Source organism: Aporhodopirellula rubra (genome assembly GCF_014192335.1).
In the GTDB taxonomy this organism is placed as follows: Bacteria; Planctomycetota; Planctomycetia; order Pirellulales; family Pirellulaceae; genus Rhodopirellula; species Rhodopirellula rubra.
Genome location: NZ_JACHXU010000006.1, coordinates 228,660 through 252,279, shown reverse-complemented (window position 1 = coordinate 252,279; position 23,620 = coordinate 228,660). Strand labels below are relative to the sequence as shown.

Here is a 23,620-nt window from a genome sequence, read left to right as displayed (position 1 = left end):
CGGTTTTTGCCACCCCCTGTTGCCTTTAGCCCTTCAGTCTCTCTTGCGTACACCAATTAACGAACTCGCCGACGGCATGACGTTGGCCCAAGCGTTCCAGGCTGCTGACAAGCAGCTCCGTGTTAACCGCCAAGGCGGCAAATACATCTTGCTCAAGCTGTCCGATCGCACCGGAACGATTGCCGCGATGATGTGGAACGCGGATGAGGCGACCTTCGACCGGTTTGACCGTGGCGATTACATCTATTGCCAGGGCCGAACCCAAGTCCACAACGGTGCATTGCAGATCATCGTTACCCAGCTCGAACGGATGGACGCCCATGAAGTCGACGCGAACGACTTTGACCGTTTCGACTCGGGGCAAGCGGATCAACACGTCGCACGATTGCAGGAGCTCCTCGCAACGCTGACTCAACCGTTTCTGCAACGGCTCGCTGCGGCGTACCTCGAAGACAACGACTTCATGGATCAGTTCCGACTCGCCGCGGCGGCGGTGTCAAATCATCATGCCTATCCAGGCGGGTTGTTGCACCACACTGTCAACATGATGGAGTTGGTTCGATTGATTTCGCCTCGCTACTCCGAGCTCGATACCGATCTGTTGATGATGGGCGCGTTCCTGCACGACCTCGGAAAGATCGACGAACTCAAAGCGAGTGGAGAGATCAGCTACACTGATCGTGGGCAATTGCTCGGACACATCGTGATCGGCATCCAATTGCTCGGTGAGAAGATTCAACAAGTCGAACGCGACAGCGGTGAATCGTTTCCGACAAACCTGCGGTACCATCTCGAACATCTGGTGGTCAGTCATCACGGAACTCAAGAGTACGGCAGTCCCAAAATACCGGTCACGCTCGAAGCGGTGGCACTGCATCACATTGACAACTTGGATGCGAAGCTCGCCTCGTACACCTCAATCATCGGCCGTGACGTCGCCGCCGATGGGAATTGGACCAACTACAATCCAAGTATCGGACGGAAATTATGGAAGGGTTGAATGCCGTCGTGTTGCTCTCAGGCGGCCTCGATAGCGCCACTTGCCTCGCGATCGCGAGAGAACGTGGGTTTGCCGTCCACGCGATCAGTTTCCGCTACGGACAACGACATGACGGAGAGCTTGAACGCGCGAAGTGGCTGGCCGATTCGATGGGGGCCTTGTCACACCGAATCATCGATATCGATCTCGCTCAACTCGGCGGGTCTGCACTGATCGATCCTAACATCGCAGTCCCAAAAGCGGATCGCGTTGAGGATATCGGTGACGAGATTCCAGTGACCTACGTGCCCGCACGAAACACGATCTTTCTGTCCTACGCGTTGGCTGTTGCCGAAACGAGCGGAGCGACGGACATCTTCATCGGAGTCAACTCGCTCGACTACAGCGGCTATCCCGATTGTCGTCCGGAGTTCATTGCGGCGTTTCAAACGATGGCACGGTTGGCCACCAAGGCGGGCGTCGGTTCGGGGCCGGAGTTGGAAATCCACACGCCGTTGATTGATCTGACCAAAGGTCAGATCATCGCCGAAGGACTGAAACTGGGCGTCGACTATTCGAAGACGTTGTCTTGCTACGACCCTGTGGAATCAGGCGATGGCGAAGCAAACGTGCAGCCGTGTGGCCACTGTGACGCGTGTTTGTTGCGAGCGAAGGGCTTTGCCGAAAACGGCATGGCGGACCCCGCGATTCGCGGTTAGGCGTCTCGCGATTGCGGCATGGATTTTTCAACGGTTGTCAGGCAGGGCGTTGGTGCCGCCCTGCCCTGCCCTGCGCCGCCCTGCCCTGCTCTGCCCTGCCCTACCTTGCCCTGCCCCTCCGACTCGCCGTCGCTTTGAGGGTTAAACCTCGAACGTTTTACCGTCTTCGACATAGACGACTTTGTACAAATCTCGTTTGCGGTCGTTCCAGTTTTGCACGGAACCTTGCTCGCGGTGACGGCGAAGTTGTTCGAAATCGAGGTCGTGTACGATGAGCGTTTCCACGTTCGGATTGCACTCGTCCGCGATCGCGTCTCGTGCGAACTCGGCGTCGGCGGGGGTGAAAATTCCTGATTGTGCGTAGTGGATATCGGAGTTCTCCACGAACGGAAGGTTGCCGGTGCAACCGGAGATCGCCACGTACAAATGGTTCTCGACACAACGAGCCTGGGCACAGTAGCGGACGCGTAGATATCCGTGCCGCGTGTCGGTATTGAACGGAACAAATATGATGGATGCCCCTTTTTGAGTCGCGATGCGAGTCAGTTCAGGGAACTCGATGTCGTAACAGATTTGGATTGCAACTCGGCCGCAATCGGTGTCGAAGACTTCGACCGCGTTGCCCGGATTCACGCCCCACCACTTTCTTTCACTCGGGGTGATATGAATTTTGTATTGTTTGCCGATCGAACCGTCGCGGCGGAAGAGATACGCGACGTTGTATAGCGTGTCGTTCTCGATGACGAACTGGGATCCTCCGATCACATTCAGGTTGTATTTGACCGCCATCTCGGTGAACATGTCGAGGTACTGCGGCGTGAACGCGGCGAGTTGCCGGGCGGCTTGTCCCGGGCGTGTCGCGTCAACGCAGGAGAGCAGTTGGGTCGTGAATAGTTCAGGGAACAGAACGAAGTCGCACTTGTAGTCCGAGGCGGTGTCGAGAAAAAACTCGCATTGCTGAGCGAACTCGTCAAAGCCGCTGATGGTTCTCAGTTGATACTGCACCACACAAACGCGGATCGGCTCGATCACGTGATGGAAGCGACGTTTTGCGCCCGGGACGTATTCCAGGTTGGTCCAAACCGCGTGGGTTGCGTACCCGCACGATTCGGTGTCCGTGGGAAGATAATTGGCGGTCAATCCGCGGACCACGAACCCGTTGGACAACTGCGCCGTCAGTACGGGGTCGTAGACGTTCTTTTCCAAAACGTTATCGATGTATTCACGCGCTGACATTTTGTCAGCGTGTTTGTGGTATCCCGGAATCCGGCCGCCGATGATGATTTGTGAAAGGTTCATCCGCCGGCACAAGTCTTTGCGGGCGTCGTAGAGTCGTCGCGAAAGTTTCATGCCCCGGAATTCGGGATCAACCATGATCTCAATCCCATACAGCGTGTCGCCTTTGGGTTTGTGATTGCGGATGAATCCGGAGTCCGAGATGACTTTCCAATTGTGCCATTCCAAGCCTTCATCGTATTCGAGGATCAAACTGGAACAGGAGGCGGCGAGTTTGCCTTCGATCTCAACAACGAATTGCCCTTCGGGGAACACGTCGAGCTGGCTTTCGATTTGATCGCGACCCCACGCTTCCATTCCAGGAAAGCATTTTTGGGCCAGGGCTAACAACGCGTCGTAGTCGTCAATCGTCAGCGGGCGGACAATTGTTTTCCATTCAAACTTTTTGAGATCCAGCGGTTCCATCAAATCGGACTTTCGGAAGGGTGATTAAGGTCGCCGAGCTCGGAATGAGTTCGGTTCGCCTTGCAATTAATAGACACAAGGTTTCGATTCCTTAATAGCGGTCAATTTCTTAGGTTTTTGACCGCTAAACCGCACGACCCGATGCGTTGGAAGAGCGAGAGAATTTGGTCACTCATGCGGAGTGAACGTTGCCGCTGAGTTGGTGGTCGCGGGAGTAGCGTTCGCGGGAGTGCGGTGCGAAGTGTGTTCTCGTGCGAGTGTTTACCGTGTGGGGGCCGCGGGCGAGGAACCGATCCGTGACGTTTGGATAGACGGATGGTTGTGCACGATCGGTGCCGTCACGTACTGGACTTGTCGCAGGTCGCTGCCCGGAGGGGCTCCGTCGATCAGGCTCTGCAGTTTCATCATGGCCGGAGGTTCGGTTTGGGCTTCGGCACCGGGGGGACTGCCCCAGAACCAACGTTCGTCCTTCTCGTCACCGGCGATCTCGAGCTGCGCGATCGGGTTTTGGCGTAGATCACCATGCACTCCGATGCTCGTGACCCCGAGTTGTTCTCGGTAGGGATGCAACAGGTGTGCGAGCAGAGCAGCGGCCTGCACACGTGAGTCACCGAACTCGGAACCGACGCCGCCGGTCGGGTACGCACCGGGGACGATAATATGCAGGTAACGCATCGTTTCGGAGGGGGAAAAATCGGTGTCGGGTAGCAACACTCCCTCTCCGTCGATGGCAAAAAATCCGGCCCCGTTTCGATCCGGGTGGCGGCTGATGACGTGGACCATGGCGACCGGTTGGCGATATTCCAATCGTACGTCGATTCGGCCTCCCGCCAATTTACGAACGCCGACGACACGGCGAACCCAAGCATTGGATGAGAAGGCCGATGCGATTTTGGCGCAGGCCTGCTGATCCATTAACGACATCTTGTCCATCGCCGCGTCGCGATAGACGGTTTCGATAATATCGGATCGAACGTAGTCCGGCGGCTGCGTCACACTGATCGCGCTGGCTTCGACGCCGTAGTATTTATGGGCGACATAGTGACTGCCCCACTGTTGCCACGCCGCGTATCCGACGACTAATAAAATGGCGGGCCATAGGATCGACAGGATCACCGGCGCAGCGACCAGCGAAGCGATCCATCGGATCTTCGACGGCGATGCGTCTTCATCGGGTCCCCGCCGACGACTCGACGAGGTGCGTTTCGATTGAGGCGATTCGGTCACGTCGCGGCTCTACATCCTTGCAGCAAAAGCGACTCGGGCTGGATTCCAGCCTTCGAATTACCATATTTGCAGGTTCAACCGCAAGTCGATCCCGGTCTGCAGGAGGACCTGTTCTCGGACCCGTTCGATCAATCGGAGGCATTGGTCGCTGGTCGCGTTTTCGTGAGCGACGAGGTACTGCGGGGCGGACAGGTCTAGCGAGACATCGCCCTCACGCAATCCAGATAGTCCGGTGTTGACGATCAGCTCTCGCGTCGACATGGAGTCCGGGTCGATGAAAGGCATCACAATCCGCGAGGTATCCGACGGGCGACGTTGCCCCCGGTGGATCCACAGTTTTTGCATGCGTTTGGTCAGCGCGGTGACGTCTTTGGGTTCGAGTTCGAATTCGACGCTTAACACGACGAGTCCGTCGAGGGTCGATTTGCGGTGAGAAAAACCGGCTTCTTCTGCTGTGATCGTTTTCGGCGTACCGTTTTCGTCGAGCACCTCGATCGAGCGGACCACCGATCCGATGTCCCGGCCCTCCGCAGACGCGTTGCCGACGACCGCGCCACCGACGCTGCCGGGGATTCCGACCAAATGTTCGAGCCCGCCGAGGCCTTCGCCGACGGTCTTGATCGCCGCGTGGGTCAATTTGACTCCGGCGCCCGCTTTGAGTCGGTTTCCGTCGATCTCCAGCCCCGTGGTGGCCGGGCCGCTGAGCGAGATCACCAGACCATCGAAACCGGCCTCTCGCACCAAAATGTTGCTACCGTGGCCGAGAATGCGTACGGCGAGATCGTGCGATTTAGCAGCTTTGACGAGTTCCGAAACTTGCTTGATTTCGACAGGTTCAGCCAAAAAACGAGCCGGTCCGCCGATTCCCAGCCAGAGGAATTCATGCAGCGGCTGATTCTCGCCGACGAGATGCTGCAAATCTTCAGGGAACACGTCGACAAGCGTTACGGTAGAAGGAACTGACACGTCGTGGCCAACTTGAAAACAGGGGGAACGGAATGGCATCGAATTACAGCCGTTTTCGTCACCGGCTGAAAGCACAGTTTTGCAGGCGGTGGTGAAATTCGCAATCGAGTCTAACCGCGGCCGCCCCATTCTTGATCGTACAGTCGTACCAAAATCTGATCGTTGAGCCGATTGGACGGCATTTCGAGAGATTGTTGGTCCTGTGGCAGATGAAACAGCCCCCGCATGGTGGCGTCATTGAGAAATCGTAAGCCGGCGATTTCGGGGGCCAGGGAGGGTGGCAGGATCCATGGCGAATCGGATCCCGCATCCGGATCGGCCCGCCGGTCGGCTTCTTCGGCACCAATTTGTCGGGCCAGAGCGAATCCCCACACGCCGAACGTCGGCACGCTCGCGTGGTAGGGAGTGACGTCGAAACCCGATTGTCGGAGCGTGTGGAGGATGCACCAGTAAGACTTAGGGGCCACCAACGGCGATGTGCACTGGATCGCCATGCCCGCGTGCGGCGCCAAATGGCGGCGAAGCGATGTGTAGAAATGAGTGGTGTAGAGTTTGCCCACCGAATAGCTGCCCGGGTCCGGGAAATCGATCACGACGGCGTCGTACCGAGGGGTGTCGTACCGAGGTGCGTCGGAGCCTGAGTCCGCGTTGTCCTCGGTCGCCCACACAAAGGCGTCTCGGTTGATCACGGTCACCTTGGGATCGCTCAGCGCCCGCGCGTTGAGCTTCGCCAACGGTTCAAACCCTGTTGCGAGACGTGTCATCGCGGGGTCCAGGTCCACCAATGTGATCGATTCGACGCGGCTGTATTTCAAGATTTCACGGACCGCCAAACCGTCCCCGCCGCCGAGAACCAGGATTCGCGTTGCGTCGGAGCAAACACTCATCAGCGGATGAACGAGCGACTCGTGGTAGCGGTATTCGTCGACGCTGTTGAATTGGAGGTGGCCGTTGAGGTACAGCTGAAACCCCCGGTCACTCTGCGTGACCGCGATGCGTTGGTAGGGCGACGTGTCGGCATAAACGATTTTCCCACCGAGCGTGTTCTCTTCGGAGAGTGTCGTGATCGAGTCGGCCTTAATGAACCCAACGACGAGCAACCCGATCACTAGGATTGCACGCCCTCGTAGACCCTCGATGCCACGGTTGGCCAGCAGTGGACGCAGCAGATACGTGCCCCACAATCCGACCACCGCGTTGAGTAATCCGAACAGAATTGCCGTTCGGGTGAGCCCAAGTCGCGGTACGAGAAAGATCGGAAACAACAGCGATGCGAACAGGGCACCGAGATAGTCAAACGCGAGTACACGCGACACCAACTCGCTGAAGTCCAAGTGTTCTTTCAAGATCCGCATCAACAATGGCAGTTCTAGTCCGACGAGGATGCCGATGACGACGACGCTGCCAAAAAGCAGCACGTGAAACCAATCCACCAACGGGAACGCGAGGAACAGCAGCGGCGTTGAGAAGCCGCCGATCAGGGCGAGCGCGAGTTCGATCTCGATGAACGTTCGCGCGAGTCGATCCTCGATGTACTGTGACAACCACGCGCCGATTCCCAACGCGGAGAGGTAAACACCGATGATCAGCGAAAACTGCGTGACGGAATCGCCGAGAAGATAGCTCGCCAACGTGCCGGCAACTAATTCATAGACCAAACCACACGTCGCGATGATCAACACGTTGACGTAGAGAAGGCCGAGCGGGGCGCGGTCGATCAAGTGGTCTAACCTAAAATCGCGGCTGCGATGATCACCGAGATGCCCAACACGATGGCGGCGACCACGATCGATACGGCCATGTTGTGTTCTTCACCGATCTCATGAATGATCGAAAACGGCGTCAATTTCTCCGCCAGGATCAAGCAAACGACAAACACAATGATTCCGACGACCGAGAAAACGAACGCCGCGATCAGGTGTTCGAGCAGGACATCGATGCCGGTGCCGCCTGCAGGCGAAACGAGAACGTGTTGGGCGCCGGAATTGGCGGCGTTTTCGATTTGTGCGAGAAGATTCATGAGAGGATGTTGTTGAAGGAGGGAGATGGGTTGTTGATCGATTCGGCCCGCAGTGTGTTCGACACGACATGATGCCGAGACCGGTTGTTGATCACGTGTGTTCCTATTTGCCGCCGCCCCAGGAGCCGCCATAACCACGCCCGCCGTAGGTGCTCGAACCGCCGGAGTTGAGGAAGCCGGTGTCGATTGCACGCCAGCCGCGCGCAGTCGCGATACTGAACCAAACGCAGATCAGCACGCCGATGATGAGGTAAGCCTGAAGCAATCGCATCTCAATCTTCCGATGACTGGTAAGGGCTGTAGTCGCTGTCTTTCCAGCGTTTGACTTCGAAGTTGTATTTGTAGAACAGGATCCCAATGGGCATGAGCGAGATGAAGATCATCGCGTAGAACCACATCCAAGGGTCCGGTCCGAGCTGCGTCGGCAATCGAAAGATTGATTTACCGAGGAGATGTATTGTGGTGATGAAGCCCATGAAGCCGAACCAGGAAAGCCAGACTCCGAAATGAATCGGAGGTGACGGTTGGATCACGCCAACGCCCCAGGGACGCGTGATCTTTTCAATCCCGAATGCTTCTTCAATCTCGTCGACGGTGAGGTAAACGCCTTTCGAAACGTTGATCTCCTCGCTGTCGTCGGTTCGCGACATTTCATACGAGAGCATGTAGGGCGGGCTGATGAAATCGCTGGTTGCGACTTTGTCCCCGTGATTGACCTTCCAATAGAATTCGCCCATGCAAGATCGAACGTAGGCGGTGCCACGGTCATAGAGACGATACGTGCGACCGTCGTGGGTTCTTTTATTGAATCCGTTGTTGATTTGTGTGGTCGCGATCGGTTCGACGAATGACCAGTGGCGATCGTTCTCAACGAGCCATCGGAATCCGATTTCGGGATTGTGCAGGAGGTATTCACGCCACGGATAAGCGGTGCCCTGATACAAGGCGTATCGTCCCATGCATCCGATCACCGTGAATTCATGGTCGCTGACTTTGTCGGGACATTTGAATCTGCCGACTGATCCCAATGGGATATCGGGATGAACCTGCCGTTCATCAAGCGTCTTGAGGATTTTGAGTTTGCCTTCGTTGACATCAAGCATCGTGCCGCAGTTGGGGCACCCCACTCGCATCGTCTGGTCCGGGGTTCTTAACGCCAACGGCCCACCACATTGCGGGCAATTCAGATTGAGGACGTCGACCTTTCGAATCGCATCGAACTCGGACGGCACCACCGCGGGCGGGTCGAGGCTGAGTTCGTCGAGCGAGATGGTTTTCCCGACCGATAATCGCTTTTCCGCGTCGTCGTCTTTTGAGTCGTACTCAATCGTGGCGAACCATCCTTCGTCGCCTTGCAGGTCCGCGTAGACATGGTCGTCACCGGGGCGAAACGCCCACGGGATTTCACCTTGGGCGGCAAAGGCCGTTGCGGTTCCTTTCTCGGTCACAACAAGATGGTTGTTCCCGAGATTAATTCCCTCGCCAAGGCTGAGTTGGGCAAACTCCGGAACATCCATCTTTTTACGAATCGGACGCGGGAACGTGAGATGCAATTGTCCTTGGGCATCGGCCAGCCACGCCATCTTGTCGCCGGGAAGACGCAAATACCACTCGTCCCAAAAACCACCTGCCGCATGACGATACTGAACCCGGCCGACACATTCGAAGGGTTTGCCGCGATAGTTTCCGGTGGATCCGAGGTGCATCACACTGTCGGTTTCGACGAGTTCGGAAACCTTTCCGATCAATTCAATGTCGCGATCGTTTCGTGCGATCGCACTTTGGCAAAACTCGCAGACGGTCACCATGGTGCCGCCAAATCGGAACTCCACCGGGCCACCACAGCTCGGGCATGCGGCTCCCTTTTTCTTCAGTGTTCTTGCACCGATCATTGGGAGGCCCCCGGGATCGACTCAGTGGCCGGTTCGTTCGACCAAGTCCCGCGTCGCAGAACTCGCTGGAAGACATGGTTTGCACCCAGGACACGGGGCAGTTCGTCTTCCCATGGCCACTCGGCGTGATCACGGCAACAAACGAAATTGAATGTCGCCAATCCGTGTTCAGGATACGTGTGAACGGCCAGGTGTGATTCGCTGAGCAGATACAGCATCGTGACGCCGTGAGGGGCCGCGAAACGATGCGACGCTGGACTGCCGATGACATGCAGCCCGAGTGAATCGATGACCTGCTGACAGATGGATCCGATGGTTTCGAGAGACTGCAGTTTGATTGGATCGCATCCGCATGCGTCCACCACCCACTGAGTCCCCACCGAAACGATCGGGGCGGAGTCATTCGATACGATACTCTCGCGCATGTCCAAGTTATCTACCAAAGAAGCCACGTTTTCGAGTGCACCGACAGGGAGTCAGTTGTACCCCATTGGAGGATGTGAATAAAGGTAGCAGGTCGTGCCGGGACGATGACGCTCCGGCGGCGGTGAACAACTGCATTAAAAAGTCTATGATGTCGCGACCGAGAGAGGTTTCTCGGAACGTGTTCTTTTGGGACGCGTCGTTGCAGGCGTTTTCTTCATCCGACTTCGAGTGCGGTTTCGCCTGACCTGTGTCCCGCTGTGAATCCATGCCTAATCAACTCGCCCAATCGCTCAGTCCCTATTTGTTGCAGCATCAAGACAATCCGGTCGATTGGATGCCGTGGGGTGAAGAGGCGTTTGATATCGCTCGTGAACGCGATGTGCCGCTGTTCCTGTCGGTGGGCTACGCCGCCTGTCATTGGTGTCATGTTATGGCGCACGAGAGTTTTGAAAACGATCAGGTGGGTGCGTATCTGAATGAGCATTTTGTTTGCATCAAAGTGGACCGCGAGGAACGCCCTGACATCGATCAGATCTACATGAATGCGGTCCAGTTAATGACCGGGCACGGTGGTTGGCCGATGAGCGTGTTTCTGGATCACGACGGCCGCCCTTTTTACGCGGGAACGTATTGGCCCGTGATTGCTCATGGTGGGATGCCGAGTTTTCCACAAGTGCTCGATGCGTTGGTCGATGCATGGGCCAACCGGCGTGAAGAGATCGCCGACCACGCTGCCGAAATTACTGAGGGGCTCCGGCAACTCGCCGTCGGAACGGGCGAGACGGCAGACAAGACGCCGGGCCCAGATCGCGTCGGAGTTGCCATCGAGCTGTTGTTGAAAACCGTTGACGGCACGTGGGGTGGTTTTGGCGAAGCACCGAAGTTTCCACACGCGACCGACCTGGAGTTAATGCTACGCGTGGCCTCGCGAACCCAGGATTCGCGACTAGTCGAGGCGGTCGAGTTGACCCTCGACAAAATGGCGGCCGGCGGGATTCGAGATCATATCGGCGGCGGCTTTTCGCGTTACAGCGTGGATGGAAAGTGGTTGGTGCCCCATTTTGAAAAGATGCTCTACGACAATGCCTTGTTGGCGGAGGTCTACACGCGGGCAATGCAGGTCACCGGTAACGCTCGGCATGGTGAAGTGGCAACTGAAATTTTGGATTACATCCAACGTGACATGGTTGATGTCTCGGGCGGAATTCACTGCAGCGAAGACGCCGACAGCGAAGGTGTCGAGGGCAAGTTCTATGTTTGGGACCCGGCGGAAGTGATCGAGGTGCTCGGCGAAGAACGGGGGACGCGTTTTTGTCAGATTTACGACATCACCGAGTCGGGGAATTTCGACGGGCATTCGATCGCAAACCTGCCTCGGTCCATCGCGGATTGGGCGGAGCAGTTATCGATTGCGACTGAGACGCTCAGTAAAGAGCTCGCGACGGATCGTAAACGATTGCGGGTCGCTCGCGAGAAACGGGTAAAGCCGCAACGCGATGACAAGATTGTCGTTGCCTGGAATGCGTTGGCGATCCGTGCGTTTTCCATCGCGAGTGTTGCCCTGTGTCGTGACGACTATCTCCAAACGGCCGAGCGAGCAGCACGGTTTCTCATCGATTCGATGCGAGACTCCAAGGGGCGACTGCTGCATGTGTATCGTGCGGGAACCGCACATGGGGATGCGTTTGTGGATGATCATGCGATCTTCGCGGACGCGTTGGTGGGGCTCTATGAGGCGACTGCGGATCCCGCGTGGTTGGTGGAAGCGGTGTCGCTCGCGGAGCAATTGGTCGACCGATTCATGGACGTACGCGATGGCGGTTTCTATTACACCGCGAGCGATTCGGACTCGTTGATCACGCGCAACAAGGATTGGCATGACGGATCGCTGGTCAGCGGAAACGCGGCGTCGGCCATGGTGTGTTTGAAGCTATCGCGGATCACCGGAAACAGCCGTTTGCTCGACGCGGCGGTCGGCACTCTGCGATGCGGTGAGACGGTGATTCGCACGCAAACACGGGCATGTGCCGCGCTGATCAGCGTGATCGATGAATTGCATCACGACCAAGGAGAATTGGTGATTGCGGTCGGACAACGTGCGGCGGTTCCGGAAGTCGCGCGTCGTGTCCTCGGCGGTTTTCAACCGGGGCTGACGGTGGTGTGGTCGCTGCCAGAGAATGGCAGCGAAGATGTCTTGCCGAACAATGCGGCGGCAGTCTCGCCCGTACCGTGTGAATTACTCGAGGGCAAAGTTTCGTTGGGAGACGCGTTCACTTTGTATCGCTGCCGCGATTTTCATTGCGAGTCGCCGGTCGTGGATCCGTGATTGTGCGCAAGAGGATGCTACGTTAGTTTTTTGGTACGCGTTTCGACGCGAGAAGATGCCGCATTGAAGCGGCATTGCAAACACGCGTGCTCGGCTGCCGATTCGAGATTATCCCCATGGCAATTATCCGTCCTTTCCAGAACTCCGATCTGCCGGGGGTGTTCGAAGTTTGGATTCGGCACTGGCATGCGGCACGCCAAGATCCACCGGTGAGTGTGTCGATCCTCGAGCGGGCGTTGATGTCGAGGAGCTTCTTTGAGCCCGCGAATTTGATGGTGGGTCTGGCTGACGGACGTGTGATCGCATGGGCACACTGGTTTCGTGACGCGGTGCCACCCGGTGCGGAGCCGGCGCCGGATGACGAAGAACCATCATCCGCTACGATCGCGGGCTTGTGTTTTGCAGATGAACCGGGCCTCGCGATTTGTGATCAACTGCTCAAAGCGGTGGAGGAGAGTTTGCGACTGGCCGGTATCGAAAAGGTTCACGTTGGCGTGATTCGAGACGGGCGAAATGGGTATGCGGGGCTCGCTCCGATCGGCCACGGGATCGGTATTCCCGTATCCGATGCGAGAACCGGATCGTTATTGTCTCGCAGCGGGTACCATGTTGCTCGCACGGTTGACCGGATGGTGGCGCAAACGTCGACCTATCGGCCTCCGGTGAACCGTTCATTCTTGCAGCTTCGGCGGAGCACTCGTTTGGATCATGTGCCGGTCTTGCCCACCGATCCGAGGGTTGCCGCGGCGATGAGCCATTTTGATGTTGAAGCTCATTCTCTGATCGACCATCAACAACAACAGGCGATCGCGATGTGCGGGTTGTGGATGGGTGATCCAGAAGTCCAGGTGATGGAAAGTTCGAAAGCGATCTTGTCGCTAACGTCTCTCGAGGCCCATCGTTACGATGGGGCGCCGGTTCAGATTAACGCGAACGTCGAAATGGGAACGCCCGACTGCGAGTTGTCGATGGAGGAGCAGTTCCTGATCTCGTCCCTCGTGCAATCGCTGTCGAACCGGCAGGTCTTTTCGGTTGAAACGGCAGTCGATTGCGATGATCGAAAATTGCTGACGCAGCTCAAAGATTTGAAATTTGAGTGCGTCGAGCAAGGCAAGCAGTGGATGAAGAATCTCTCGTAAGAGCCTCGCCTTTTTTAAGTAACGCTATTCTTCTTCGGGGAAGTTTGCGTTTGTGCTGACGGTTTGGACGTCGTCGTGGTCGTCGAGAACTTCCAGCAGTGACATCACTTGTCCGGCGACGGACTTGTCGAGGTCGACGTTTGTCGAGGCGATCTGCGTCACTTCACTGACGTCGGCTTTCAGTTCGGCCGCGTCGAACGCATCGGAAAGTGCGTCATAGTTTTCCGGGGCACAGGTGACCTGGATTTGCCCGTCGTCATCGGTTTCAACGTCTTCGGCGCCATTTTCCAGAGCGATCTCAGTGACGCGTTCTTCGTCCGTTCCGGCGGCGAAGATAAAGAGTCCCTTGCGTTCGAAGAGGTATGAAACGCAGCCGGTTTTGCCGAGTTCACCGCCGTGTTTTCCGAACAGGGTTCGCAGTTCTGGGGTGGTACGATTGCGGTTATCGGTCAGTGCCGAGCACATGACCGCGACGCCACCGGGGCCGTAACCTTCGTAGAGGACTTCTTCGACGGCATCACCACCGAGTTCGCCGGTTCCGCGTTTGACCGCACGCTCGATGTTGTCTTTGGGCATTGAGACGGCTTTGGCGTCATCAATCGCTTTGCGAAGTTTGATGTTGGCAGCCGGGTCGCCGCCGCCGGTTTTTGCGGCGACGATGATCGCTTTGCTGAGTTTGCTCCATTGCTTTCCGCGGGCCGCGTCAACGCGTCCTTTGCGGTGCTGGATATTGGCCCATTTGGAGTGCCCTGCCATTTCCGTGATTCCTTCGGTCGGAAGACCTTAGCGTGGTTTACGTTTGGTCAGTTTTCGGTTGGCTGCTTTTTTGCCGCTGGTGCTCTTGGAGGCTTCCGCGTCGGCGGTTTCCCCAGCGTCATCCTTCTTTTTCTTGCTGGCGGTGTCGGCAGCGCTGGTTTTTTTGCTGGCCGATTTCTTCGTCGACTTTTTGGCTTTGGCGGTTTTGGCCTCCTCCGCTTCGTCGGCTTCTTTGGTCACGGCTGCTTTTGCTTTCGTGCCCGCATCGCTCGTTTCGGCGCTGGCTTTGGGAGCAGCGGCCTTTTTGGCGGCTTTCGGTTTGTTGGTGGTCGAGGTGGCTTTGGCGGCCGAACGAATTGGTTTCTTCTTTCCTGCAGGGGCCTTCTCGACAGGTTCTGCGACTGCGGCGGCCTCGGCTTCTTGTTTGGCGGTTTCGCGTTCTTCGGCTTTGCGTTTGGCGACGCGTTTCTTCGCGGCTTTCTTGCTAACGAGCCATTCGTCGAGGTCAGCGGAGCTGCCCTTAGATACGGATTCCAACATCGCGCGAGCGGTTTTGTCGGCTGGATCCATCAGCAACGCAACGGCGGGTTGGTGCAGGAGGTTTGCGAACTCAACTCCCTTACTCTTTGGGATTGCCCGTTCGAGTCCGGGGACGCGACCGTCGGCCGCCTCCGCTTGGCTGGCGATGCCGCTGACGAGCATGATCACCATCGCGGAATAGTCGATCGGGATCGAGTGACCGCCGAGGCCGTGTTGGATGATGTAGCTAAGCACGAACGGCGTCATGCCCGGCAATTTCTCGAACTTGGCGACCGCTTTGCCAAGGTTTTCCTTCTTCAGGTGGTCGAGATCGAAGGAGTAGAACTCTTCGAAGATGCCTTGCAAGTTCGACTTCAGGCGGGACGCGGCCTTGTTGGGGTCAGGCAAGCTCGACAGAACGTCGGAGAGTTCCGTCACGGTTGTGACCCGGACTTCGTTCCAGTCGAAGTAGTCTTGTTCCAGTTTCGCGAGGCCTTCGTCAGCCAATTCGCCGGGGCAATCTTCTAGCAGGCACGCGTAGAGGGCGTGTTCGAGTAGCGGGCGTGAGGGGCTCGCAGGCGGGACGCTGTAGTTTTTCTTGAGAGCTGCGTGCAGCTTAGCGATAAGTTTTGAGCGATTCGTGGCGGACATAGAGAATGAAATTCGGTGTTCAGGTGGCTGAGATCAGCAGGAGCATTCAGGGCGTTTCAGGGAATGCAGTTAGGATGATTGCCCGCTGTCGTCTTTGTTTTGCTCGTCGTCGGTTTGCGTTTCATCGGCGGTTGCCTCTTCGATGGATGAGGATTCCGCAATTGTGTCGGTTGGCGTCGAGGAGTCGTCGGCGACGGGTTCGCCGTCTTGTTCGGCTCGGATACGAGCCAGGATTTCGCTCACCGCGAGTGCGTTTTCTTGCCCTTTGTCGAGCTCAAACGACAGCCGAGGTGTGTAGCGCGTATCGAGACGGTTCGCAATTTTACTTTGCAAAAATCCGGCGGAGTTCTGTAATCCGCGAATCGACAATTGTTTTTGCGCTTCGTCTCCCATAACGCTGACGGAGACTTTGGCTTCGCGCATGTCAGGCGATACGCTCACTGAGATGATCGTGACATCTCGGACGCGTGGGTCCCGGATATCGGTCAGGACAGAAGTGGCGACGACTTCGCGGATCGCTTCGGCGGCTTTAAGTTGGCGGCGGCTGGACAAAGGAGGGTTGCGGAGTGAGAAGTGATGGCTGAGAAGTTAGGCGACTCGCGGTGAGTCGCCTCGGAGCGTTGAGCCGGGTCGGGAACGTGCCGGCGCCTCGGTGGGTGTGGGACGCTGGGCTGGGGCACGCCCGTCGCTTTCCAGGGCACGGCCACCACGATTGGATGGTGGCGAATGAAACGAAGGGTTCACGCGACGTTCCGGTGGCTCGGTCATGTGAGGTTCACGCGATCAATCGAGCTTTCGTGCGACCTCTTCGATGCGATAGGCTTCGAGGACATCGTCCTGTTTGATGTCGTTGAAACCAGACAGCCGGATACCGCATTCCATGCCGCGCGGCACCTCTTTGACGTCTTCTTTGATCCGACGCAGCGTATCGAGCGGGTATTCGCCGATAACACGTCCGTCACGGCTGACGCGAATGCGACAACCGCGAACGATCGAACCTTGTGCGACATAGCAACCGGCGATGGTTCCCACGCGGCTGATGGTGAAGACCTGTTTGACCAACGCTCGGCCGAGTTCGACGACGCGTTCCTCAGGTTTGAGGCGGCCTTCGATCATCATCCGAATGTCATCGGTCAGTTTATAGATGACGTTGTAACGACGGATCTCGATATTGCGCTGATCGGCGAGTTGGCGTGCCTTCTCGTCCGGAATCACGTTGAACCCGAGGATCACCGCATCGGATGCACTCGCGAGTGTTGCGTCGGCGAGCGTGATGCCACCGACCGCACGTTGCAGCACGCGTAGTTCGACTTCAGGGTGGTCGAATTTGCTGAGTTCCTTGTCGATGGCTTCGAGCGAACCACGAGCATCGGCGCGAATGATCAAGTTCAGCTTCGCACGCTCTTCGCCGCCGAGGGTACCGCCGGCGAGCATGTCTTGGAACGAATCGAAGGAAACCTTCGTCGTGATGCCCGAGAGCGACTGGCGACTCGATTCATCTTCACGGCTACCGGCGATCTCGCGTGCTTGCGAAATATCCTTGAGCACGTGGAAGCGATCGCCTGCACCCGGAGGTGTGTCGAGTCCGGTCAGACTGACCGGTGTGCTAGGTCCGGCCTCGGTGATCGGTTTGCCCGTGAGGGTGTCGTGCAGCGAACGCACGCGACCGTGGGCTGGACCGCAAACGATGATGTCGCCGACTCGCAGCGTTCCGTTTTGAACGACGAGTTTGGCAACGACACCCTTGTCGCCGTGTTGTTCGGATTCGAGGCAAACGCCGAGGGCCGAGCGGTCCGGGTTGGCGCTGTACTCGTTGAGTTCTGCCACGGTGAGCAGGGTCTCGAGGAGTTCATCCATGCCTTCACCGGTCGTGGCACTGGTTTTGACGATTTCGACATCGCCGCCCCATTCACTCGGGGTCAGGCCGTGTTCGGTGAGTTGGGTCATGACGCGGTTGGCGTCGACGCCTTCGAGGTCGATCTTGTTCAGTGCCACCACGATCGGCACTTCAGCCGCCTTGGCGTGACTGATCGCTTCTTCGGTTTGTGGCATGATACCGTCGTCGGCGGCAACGACGAGCACGGCGATGTCCGTGACGTTGGCACCGCGGGCTCGCATTTCGGTAAACGCTTCGTGACCAGGCGTGTCAACAAACGTGACTCCGCGGCCGTCTTTCTCGACGTTGTACGCGCGAATGTGTTGTGTGATCCCGCCTGCCTCGCCTTTGACGACGTTGATGCCGATCAAGTAATCGAGAAGGCTGGTCTTTCCGTGGTCGACGTGGCCGAGGAAGGTCACGATCGGAGCACGTGGAACGAGCGATTCGGCTGTGTCCTCGAGGGTTTCGATTTCGGTGATCAGCTCGTCTTCGAGCGATTCGGCTGCTTTCAGCTCGATATCGATTCCGAGTTCGGTCGCGATCAGTTCGGCGGTCTCAAGGTCCATTTCCGAGTTGATGTTGATCATCATGCCCATGCCCATGAGTGTTTTCATGACATCGGACATCGCCACGCCGGACGCTTCGCAGAAGCTGCGAACGGTACACGGCAGTTCCAACTGGACGCGTTCTTTACGAGGCGCCGCGGTGTTGGTGCCTTTGCGGCGGATGCGCGGACGGTTTCGCCGCATGTGACCACGGTCGTTATCGCTGTTGCCGATAACGCGACGTCCGCCACCACCGCGTGCACGTTCGGCACGGGCACTCGCCATTCCGGCGAGGCCTTTCTTGCCACGTGGTTTTTCGTCTTCATCGACGATCTTTTTGCGACCGGCGAATTCACCGACAACGGCGGACTCTTTCTTGTTGCGTTTCTTCTCCGCGTCGTCTTTTTCGAGACGAGCGAGCGGGGCCTTCATGCCTTGCTTGTGACCTTCGATGACATCGCGGGTCAGTTTGATGTCTGGCTTTTGAGCAGGTCCGGTCGAGGAGACGGGGGCCGCAGGAGCCGGTGCGCTCGGCAATTGAGCGAGGTTGACCTTGATACGCGGTTCGCGTTTGCGTGCTTTCGCACCGTCGGCGGGTTTTTCACCGCCCGCACGAGTCGAGGCGCGGTCGAGCGAACGCATTTTGCCGCCGCCGGTAAGGGCTTCGCGACGAACCGGTTCGCCTGGACGATTTGGGACGACCCGACCGCCGGAGTTGCTGGCCATGCGGTCTGCGATTCGGCTCGCCATTCCACCTGCTGGAGCGGCGGGGGCGTTTTCGGAACCGGATGGTTTGGGTGCGGGCGCTTTGGCAGCAGGTGCTTTGGGGGCCGACTCCTGTTGAGCCGGTTTGTCAGTGCGAGCCGCGGGCATGACGTCCTTCAAACGCACTTCCGGTTTCGGCGAGCTTGGCTCGGCCGGAGTCGCCGGAGGCGGTGTTGGTTCTGCCGGTTTGAGGACCGGAGTGCGCAGGACGGGTGCCGGGCGTTTGGTTTCGGGAGCTTCCGCGGGGGCACTTTCGCGGGATTTGGGGCGACCGATTTGGATGGCGGCAGGACGCCGCGTCGAAGCACGATCCAAGTCGCGAACCGGAGCGACCGGTTGTGTCGGTGCCTCTTTGGTTGCGGTTGCAGCAGGGGCGGCCTTCGGCGCTGCCTTGGATGCACTCGAAATGGAATCGCGTACTTGTTGGGCTTCGTCGTCGCTGAGACTTGCTAGCGCAGAGCCTTTACCGGTGATTCCGGCTTTCTTTACCAGATCAACGAGATCTTTGCTGTCGAGGTCGAGTTCTTTGGCAAGCGCGTAAATGCGTACTGGCACTGGGGGGGGATCCTGTCAAATTCGATAGATGAAGTCCGACGGCCCCGCTCGGGCTGCTCGGCTTCATTTTGTTTTGTTCAAAATCGCATAAAAAGACCTCCATCGACATTAAGTCTGGTCCCAATCGACTATTCGGCGGGCGAGCTCAAACGAGCTGCGTGGCTGAGAATAGGGGGATTGAAACCGTCACAATGTCGGGGAATTTCATAGCGGTCAAAAAAATGGACTGTCCGTGAAAGGCACGGATGCCCGAACGCGGAGACGATAGGATAACGCAAAGGGAGGAAATATGAAAACGGCTTCCTCGCTAGTCTTACGCGTTTCCCCCGGAATCTTTCTCAGATTCGCTTGCGGAGGCCGATTCACCAACCGTCGCGGGCTCCTCGGAGGATGTTTCTTCCGGGGACGCGGCCTCTTCGGTCGACTCGGCTGCCGTTGGTGTTTCGGCCGTCGAATCAGCGTTGGGGGCGTCTTCGGAGTTCTCTACGGCAGATTCAGCAGACGGTTCATCGGCTGTTTCGCCAGCTGCGACTGATTCTTCTGCAGTCTCCGTCGCAGCGTTTTCGGTTTCGGCTTCTTCGGTCGCGGTTGCCTCGGTTTGCTCTTCAACCGGAGGTGTTTTTTCGGAAGCCGGCATGTGGGCTTCCATTTCCGCCCGCTCTCGGTCGAGTTTTTCGGTTTCGCGTCGAACGCGGCGTTCATCGGCGGCCGCCCGCTCAGCCTCTTCGGCTTTTGCTTCGGCCATTTCCACGATTTCGTCGACCTGTTCTTCGGTCAAGCCGGCCATTTCGGCAAACTGATCCGGTTCGATCACGGACAGGTCATCGTAGGAGAGATAGCCCTGCTCGACGAGCGTTTGGGCGATTTCTTCGGTGATGCCTGGAATCTGGCTGAACCCAGTGACGGCTCGTTCGATTTGCTCTTCGAGTTCGCTGCCGGTCATGATCTCGATGTCCCAACCACACAACTTGCTGGCCAGTCGCACGTTTTGTCCGCGTCGGCCGATGGCGAGCGACAGTTGGTCTTCTTTGACCAAGACGATCGCGCGGCCGATCATGTCGCACAGCAGGACCTGGTCGACTTCGGCCGGTTGCAACGCGTTCGGGATGAGGACTTCCGGGTCGCTGTCGTAGCGAACGACGTCGATGTGTTCACCGGCGAGTTCTTCGCGAACCGCCTTGATCCGGCTGCCACGATAGCCAACGCAGACCGAGATCGGGTCGATATTCACGTCATCGCTGCTGACGGCGACTTTGCTGCGATAGCCAGGTTCGCGAGAAATCGATTTGATTGCGATGACTTCGTCGTTGAGTTCAGGGATTTCCTGTTCGAAAAGCCGTTGAACGAATTGGGGGCGTGTACGGCTGAGCACGACACGAACTCGGTTGCCGCCTTGAGGACGCACTTCGTATACGATTGCGCGGACGCGTTCGTTGGCGTGCAGGCTTTCGCCAGGGATTTGTTCGCTGCGTGGCAGGATGGCTTCGACATTTCCGAGGTTCACCGTCGCGACGCCGCCATCGGCGCGGCCGATCATGCCGCTGACAATTTCGCCGATCTGATCGCGGTACTCGATCATCAACGCGTCACGCTCGGCTTCGCGGACTTTCTGGATGATCACCTGTTTCGCGGTTTGGGCACCGATGCGACCGATTTGATCGTCGCCGAGTGGTTTGCCTTCGAGCGTGGCGGAAATCTGTCCGTTCTCGCGGCTGATCGATACGACGACGTCAGATTCTTCCCCGTATTGACGTTTCGCGGCACTTTGCAGAGCCGATTCGATTGCTTGGAAAAGCAGTTCGGGGTCGATGTTTCTGTCGCGATGGAGCGAATCGACGTAACGCAAAATGTCTTGCGGGTTCATGGCGACAAAGAGGGGCGACGAGGATGAAAAGAACTAGGAAATCAGTGGGGATACGACGGGTCAAACACAACCTTAGGTCTATTCCCGATGAAGTATGGGATAAAAAATTAGCCCGGACCGAAAAGGCCCGGGCCAACAAAGGTTTGCCTGAAGTCTGTGTCGACGAAGCTATCGAAAGAGCGACTCAGTGTCAATGCTTCTGAGAGCAGATCGCGGCTATCGGAGGACCCTTTGGGCCGCTGTGGCTAACACGTGGGGCGTGTCGAGCCCTTGGAGGAATCCGCTTTCTCCCTGGATCCGGACTTGGCTGCCGAGGTGTGTCTTGAGGTCCACGCCGGGAGCCGGTGTGACGTATGCGACCGTTTGTCCGCCCCGGTCCGTGATCGCGTAAGGAGGCCGGTTCGGGTCGGCGGAATACACCTCGACCAACACGCCGGTCTGTTCCGAGGTGGAGGCCGGCGGGATCGTTGACGGCCCGGTGGGTACCGATCCCATGGTGACCGTCTCAGGATTCGGGGAAGCGAACGATTGAATGTGTGAGGTCGGCACGATCGAGCCGCTCGGTTGAGCCGTTCCCGTTCCGACGCGGGCAACGAAACTGCCGCCGTTTGTCGGAGCGTCGTTCGACTGGCTCGGTGTAGACGCCATGGATGAGATGTTCATGGTGCCGGCCGGCGGGTAGGACGGTGTGGGGGACGGGGCCGGATACGTCGGTCCTGAATAGGTTGGTGCCGGATACATCGGCGTGCTCGCGGCAATGGTGGGTGTTCCCAAGGTCGACGTTGAGACGACGGTGTCACCGTCTCGGCGGCGGGCGAGTGATTCGTAGTCGCGTGCCCGTTGGGCAAGTTCGTTCATCGAGAAACGCTGAGCCGCATCGGCGACCAGTCGAATCTCGGGGGCCGAGGCTCCGCGCGCCATCAGTGACGACATGATCGTTGGCAATGATTCAGGCGTCGAAGTGGCGACGGCACGTTGCACTTCTTCGATTTGAGCGGCTGTGATTGTGCGAAGTTTCCGTGGAGCCACGAATGAACCTGGCACGCTCGAAGGATATTCCGAACGGGCGACGAGTCGTGGCGAAGACATGATCGCAATCTGTGACTCGCCAGTACGGAACTCGGGGTGTGCGGTTGCGGCGACGGTTTTGATTTGATTGCCCGTGACGTCTTGAGCCGGGGCTTGCGCAACTGCGGTAGGTGTTGGTTGCGCTACTGGCGCGGCGAGCGTTTGCGACGGAGCGGTTGTGCCAGCGACCATGGTGTTCGTGTCAGCGGATTCGCCGTTTCGTTCGGTCTCAGGCGAAGCGGGGGGCACTGCGGCAGCGGGCGTTGTGGCCAATCCGCTCCCGATCGGGACGAGGTCGGGCACGCGACGGCTGGATTTGGTCGACGGTTCAAGCGTTGGTGTTCCTTTTTGGCGTCCGCTGAGCAGCGATGAGAGGCCTTCGGTCACGCGTTGCGAGAAACTGCGGATCTGGTGATCGGCAGTTCCGTTGTGCGGTGCAGACTCTGGGTGGTTGGCAACTTCCGCCACGTGGTCGTCGATCGGTGTGTCTGTGGTGGTTTCGTTAGCGCGATCAAACCGGCTTCGATTGCGGGCTTCGATGTGGCGTTCGATTTCGTCGAGGCGTCGGATTTCGGCGAGGGTCGCCAGTCGCTCCTCTTCGGTTTCTCGCGGTAGGTCTTCGCGGTACGGTTGGTCGTCGGACACACGACGCAGTCCTGACCCAATTTGGCCTGACCCAATTTGGCCTGATCGTGATGAGGCGACTCGGTCGGCGCGGTTGTTTCCTGATTGGCCTGAGTTTCGAGGCTGAACGGCGTTTCGAGGCTGAACGGCGCTGGGGCCGCCTGGGAGGAATTCGATCGATTCACTCGGTTCATCATTTTGCAAACCCGCGATCAGTTCTTCCGCCGTTGTGACCACTTGGTCGCGATGAATCCAGCGAAATTCGCCTGACGGTGGGACGATGCGGTACCACGTTTGTGGACCATCGGGCCCGTCGCGTTCACTGCGTCCGAGGATCGTGACGATTTCGCCTTCACCGAGTTGGACGAGCCATCGGTATCGGCGTGCGCGTCCCAGGTTAGTGCCGATCCAAGCAACCGTTTTGTCTTCGATAATTTCGGCTTCGATCGCGTCTGGTTTCGCGTTGGCGTTGTTTTGGGTGTCGATCAGTTTCGCTGCGTCCGCGGGGATCCAGCAAAAACTGTCGTCGGTCGGCCGAACGCCGAGCCAGCCGTCTTCGGTCTCGACATAAACCTCGAGTTCCTGGCCGTGGCGCAGCGGATCGGTTCGATAATCGTCGCCGGATGGCCCGCACCGTAAGTACGCGGAGCCCTCGGCCACAAAAACGAGATAGGGATCGGAAACGAACGGCGAGCCGCCGGATTTGCCCGATGGATCTGCGTTTGATTGCGCCGACGTGGTCGAAAAAGGCATGCAAAACAACGCCATCAGCAACATGCTGACGCAACGCGTCCACGCGGAGAGGGCCGGAAATCGGAGCATGGAATAAGACAGCGGGGACCGACGCATCGTGCGGCTTCCGTTGTGACGGGTAAGAAACGGTTCAAGGAGCAAATTCTCTAGCCGGGGCAAAGCCGAGGCTATGAAGTCAGCGATAGCTAGAAAACTAGCGTGGCGACAAGATCAGTTCTCCAAGATCCGTCGTCGCTTCCTACCGTT

Annotated in this window: 18 protein-coding genes; 4 read left to right on the top strand and 14 right to left on the bottom strand. The window is 57.8% G+C overall.

The features are described 5' to 3' along the window. Positions 1–43 precede the first annotated feature (43 nt). Positions 44–1,000 (top strand): 3'-5' exoribonuclease YhaM family protein, encoded by a 957-nt coding sequence (locus tag FHS27_RS10595; protein ID WP_246419418.1) that lies wholly within the window; start codon positions 44–46, stop codon positions 998–1,000. Further along, positions 988–1,698 (top strand): 7-cyano-7-deazaguanine synthase QueC, encoded by a 711-nt coding sequence (gene queC / locus FHS27_RS10590; protein ID WP_184304924.1) that lies wholly within the window; start codon positions 988–990, stop codon positions 1,696–1,698. The genes FHS27_RS10595 and queC overlap by 13 nt, the downstream gene beginning before the upstream one ends. Before the next feature lie 141 nt (positions 1,699–1,839). Here the strand turns inward: queC and FHS27_RS10585 are convergent, their stop codons facing one another. The 8 genes from FHS27_RS10585 to FHS27_RS10550 all read right to left on the bottom strand — a co-directional run bounded on the left by FHS27_RS10585 (position 1,840) and on the right by FHS27_RS10550 (position 9,929). Continuing rightward, positions 1,840–3,399, bottom strand: a complete 1,560-nt coding sequence (locus tag FHS27_RS10585) for a bifunctional GNAT family N-acetyltransferase/carbon-nitrogen hydrolase family protein (protein WP_184304922.1) — start codon at positions 3,397–3,399, stop codon at positions 1,840–1,842. Positions 3,400–3,660: 261 nt separating this feature from the next. Further along, a complete protein-coding gene (locus FHS27_RS10580; protein WP_184304920.1) occupies positions 3,661–4,626 on the bottom strand; it encodes a hypothetical protein in 966 nt (321 codons plus the stop codon). Between the two features lie 57 nt (positions 4,627–4,683). Continuing rightward, the gene (locus FHS27_RS10575) at positions 4,684–5,592 is read right to left on the bottom strand and encodes a UDP-N-acetylmuramate dehydrogenase (protein WP_184304918.1); all 909 of its coding nucleotides are present in this window, start codon (positions 5,590–5,592) and stop codon (positions 4,684–4,686) included. Between the two features lie 110 nt (positions 5,593–5,702). Then, positions 5,703–7,313 carry a polyamine aminopropyltransferase gene (locus FHS27_RS10570; protein ID WP_184304916.1) on the bottom strand — a complete coding sequence of 537 codons (1,611 nt, stop codon included), beginning with the start codon at positions 7,311–7,313 and terminating at the stop codon, positions 5,703–5,705. Positions 7,314–7,318: 5 nt separating this feature from the next. After that, complete coding sequence (locus tag FHS27_RS10565) at positions 7,319–7,612, bottom strand: DUF350 domain-containing protein (protein WP_184304914.1); 294 nt, start codon at positions 7,610–7,612, stop codon at positions 7,319–7,321. 103 nt (positions 7,613–7,715) lie between these two features. Next, on the bottom strand, positions 7,716–7,883 hold the full coding sequence (locus FHS27_RS10560) for a hypothetical protein (protein WP_009104210.1): 168 nt from the start codon (positions 7,881–7,883) through the stop codon (positions 7,716–7,718). 1 nt (position 7,884) lies between these two features. Next, on the bottom strand, positions 7,885–9,504 hold the full coding sequence (locus tag FHS27_RS10555; protein WP_184304912.1) for a DUF4178 domain-containing protein: 1,620 nt from the start codon (positions 9,502–9,504) through the stop codon (positions 7,885–7,887). Beyond that, positions 9,501–9,929, bottom strand: coding sequence for an S-adenosylmethionine decarboxylase family protein (locus tag FHS27_RS10550; RefSeq protein WP_184304910.1), 429 nt, complete (start codon positions 9,927–9,929; stop codon positions 9,501–9,503). The genes FHS27_RS10555 and FHS27_RS10550 overlap by 4 nt, the downstream gene beginning before the upstream one ends. Before the next feature lie 266 nt (positions 9,930–10,195). Between FHS27_RS10550 and FHS27_RS10545 the strand changes: the two genes are divergently transcribed. Together FHS27_RS10545 and FHS27_RS10540 are read left to right on the top strand one after the other, a co-directional pair. Further along, positions 10,196–12,256 (top strand): thioredoxin domain-containing protein, encoded by a 2,061-nt coding sequence (locus tag FHS27_RS10545; RefSeq protein WP_184304908.1) that lies wholly within the window; start codon positions 10,196–10,198, stop codon positions 12,254–12,256. Between the two features lie 116 nt (positions 12,257–12,372). Beyond that, complete coding sequence (locus tag FHS27_RS10540) at positions 12,373–13,395, top strand: hypothetical protein (RefSeq protein ID WP_184304906.1); 1,023 nt, start codon at positions 12,373–12,375, stop codon at positions 13,393–13,395. Between the two features lie 24 nt (positions 13,396–13,419). Here FHS27_RS10540 and FHS27_RS10535 read toward each other — a convergent pair whose 3' ends face one another. The 6 genes from FHS27_RS10535 to FHS27_RS10510 all read right to left on the bottom strand — a co-directional run bounded on the left by FHS27_RS10535 (position 13,420) and on the right by FHS27_RS10510 (position 23,470). Beyond that, positions 13,420–14,151 (bottom strand): YebC/PmpR family DNA-binding transcriptional regulator, encoded by a 732-nt coding sequence (locus FHS27_RS10535; RefSeq protein ID WP_009104202.1) that lies wholly within the window; start codon positions 14,149–14,151, stop codon positions 13,420–13,422. 27 nt (positions 14,152–14,178) lie between these two features. Continuing rightward, positions 14,179–15,321, bottom strand: a complete 1,143-nt coding sequence (locus FHS27_RS10530; RefSeq protein WP_009104200.1) for a hypothetical protein — start codon at positions 15,319–15,321, stop codon at positions 14,179–14,181. A 69-nt stretch (positions 15,322–15,390) separates the two neighbouring features. After that, a complete protein-coding gene (gene rbfA, locus FHS27_RS10525; RefSeq protein WP_184304904.1) occupies positions 15,391–15,873 on the bottom strand; it encodes a 30S ribosome-binding factor RbfA in 483 nt (160 codons plus the stop codon). A 231-nt stretch (positions 15,874–16,104) separates the two neighbouring features. Beyond that, positions 16,105–19,065, bottom strand: coding sequence for a translation initiation factor IF-2 (gene infB / locus FHS27_RS10520; RefSeq protein WP_184304902.1), 2,961 nt, complete (start codon positions 19,063–19,065; stop codon positions 16,105–16,107). Between the two features lie 313 nt (positions 19,066–19,378). After that, positions 19,379–20,929, bottom strand: coding sequence for a transcription termination factor NusA (gene nusA, locus FHS27_RS10515; RefSeq protein ID WP_184304900.1), 1,551 nt, complete (start codon positions 20,927–20,929; stop codon positions 19,379–19,381). Positions 20,930–21,145: 216 nt separating this feature from the next. Beyond that, positions 21,146–23,470 (bottom strand): hypothetical protein, encoded by a 2,325-nt coding sequence (locus FHS27_RS10510; RefSeq protein WP_246419414.1) that lies wholly within the window; start codon positions 23,468–23,470, stop codon positions 21,146–21,148. Between the last annotated feature and the right edge of the window lie 150 nt (positions 23,471–23,620).

Bases quoted from the DNA above. Each gene is read 5' to 3' on its own strand.
- queC (WP_184304924.1), top strand. From the start codon at position 988: ATGGAAGGGTTGAATGCCGTCGTGTTGCTCTCAGGCGGCCTCGATAGC.
- FHS27_RS10585 (WP_184304922.1), bottom strand. From the start codon at position 3,399: ATGGAACCGCTGGATCTCAAAAAGTTTGAATGGAAAACAATTGTCCGC.
- FHS27_RS10565 (WP_184304914.1), bottom strand. From the start codon at position 7,612: ATGAATCTTCTCGCACAAATCGAAAACGCCGCCAATTCCGGCGCCCAA.
- FHS27_RS10560 (WP_009104210.1), bottom strand. From the start codon at position 7,883: ATGCGATTGCTTCAGGCTTACCTCATCATCGGCGTGCTGATCTGCGTT.
- FHS27_RS10555 (WP_184304912.1), bottom strand. From the start codon at position 9,504: ATGATCGGTGCAAGAACACTGAAGAAAAAGGGAGCCGCATGCCCGAGC.
- FHS27_RS10550 (WP_184304910.1), bottom strand. From the start codon at position 9,929: ATGCGCGAGAGTATCGTATCGAATGACTCCGCCCCGATCGTTTCGGTG.
- FHS27_RS10545 (WP_184304908.1), top strand. From the start codon at position 10,196: ATGCCTAATCAACTCGCCCAATCGCTCAGTCCCTATTTGTTGCAGCAT.
- FHS27_RS10540 (WP_184304906.1), top strand. From the start codon at position 12,373: ATGGCAATTATCCGTCCTTTCCAGAACTCCGATCTGCCGGGGGTGTTC.
- FHS27_RS10535 (WP_009104202.1), bottom strand. From the start codon at position 14,151: ATGGCAGGGCACTCCAAATGGGCCAATATCCAGCACCGCAAAGGACGC.
- FHS27_RS10530 (WP_009104200.1), bottom strand. From the start codon at position 15,321: ATGTCCGCCACGAATCGCTCAAAACTTATCGCTAAGCTGCACGCAGCT.
- nusA (WP_184304900.1), bottom strand. From the start codon at position 20,929: ATGAACCCGCAAGACATTTTGCGTTACGTCGATTCGCTCCATCGCGAC.
- FHS27_RS10510 (WP_246419414.1), bottom strand. From the start codon at position 23,470: ATGCGTCGGTCCCCGCTGTCTTATTCCATGCTCCGATTTCCGGCCCTC.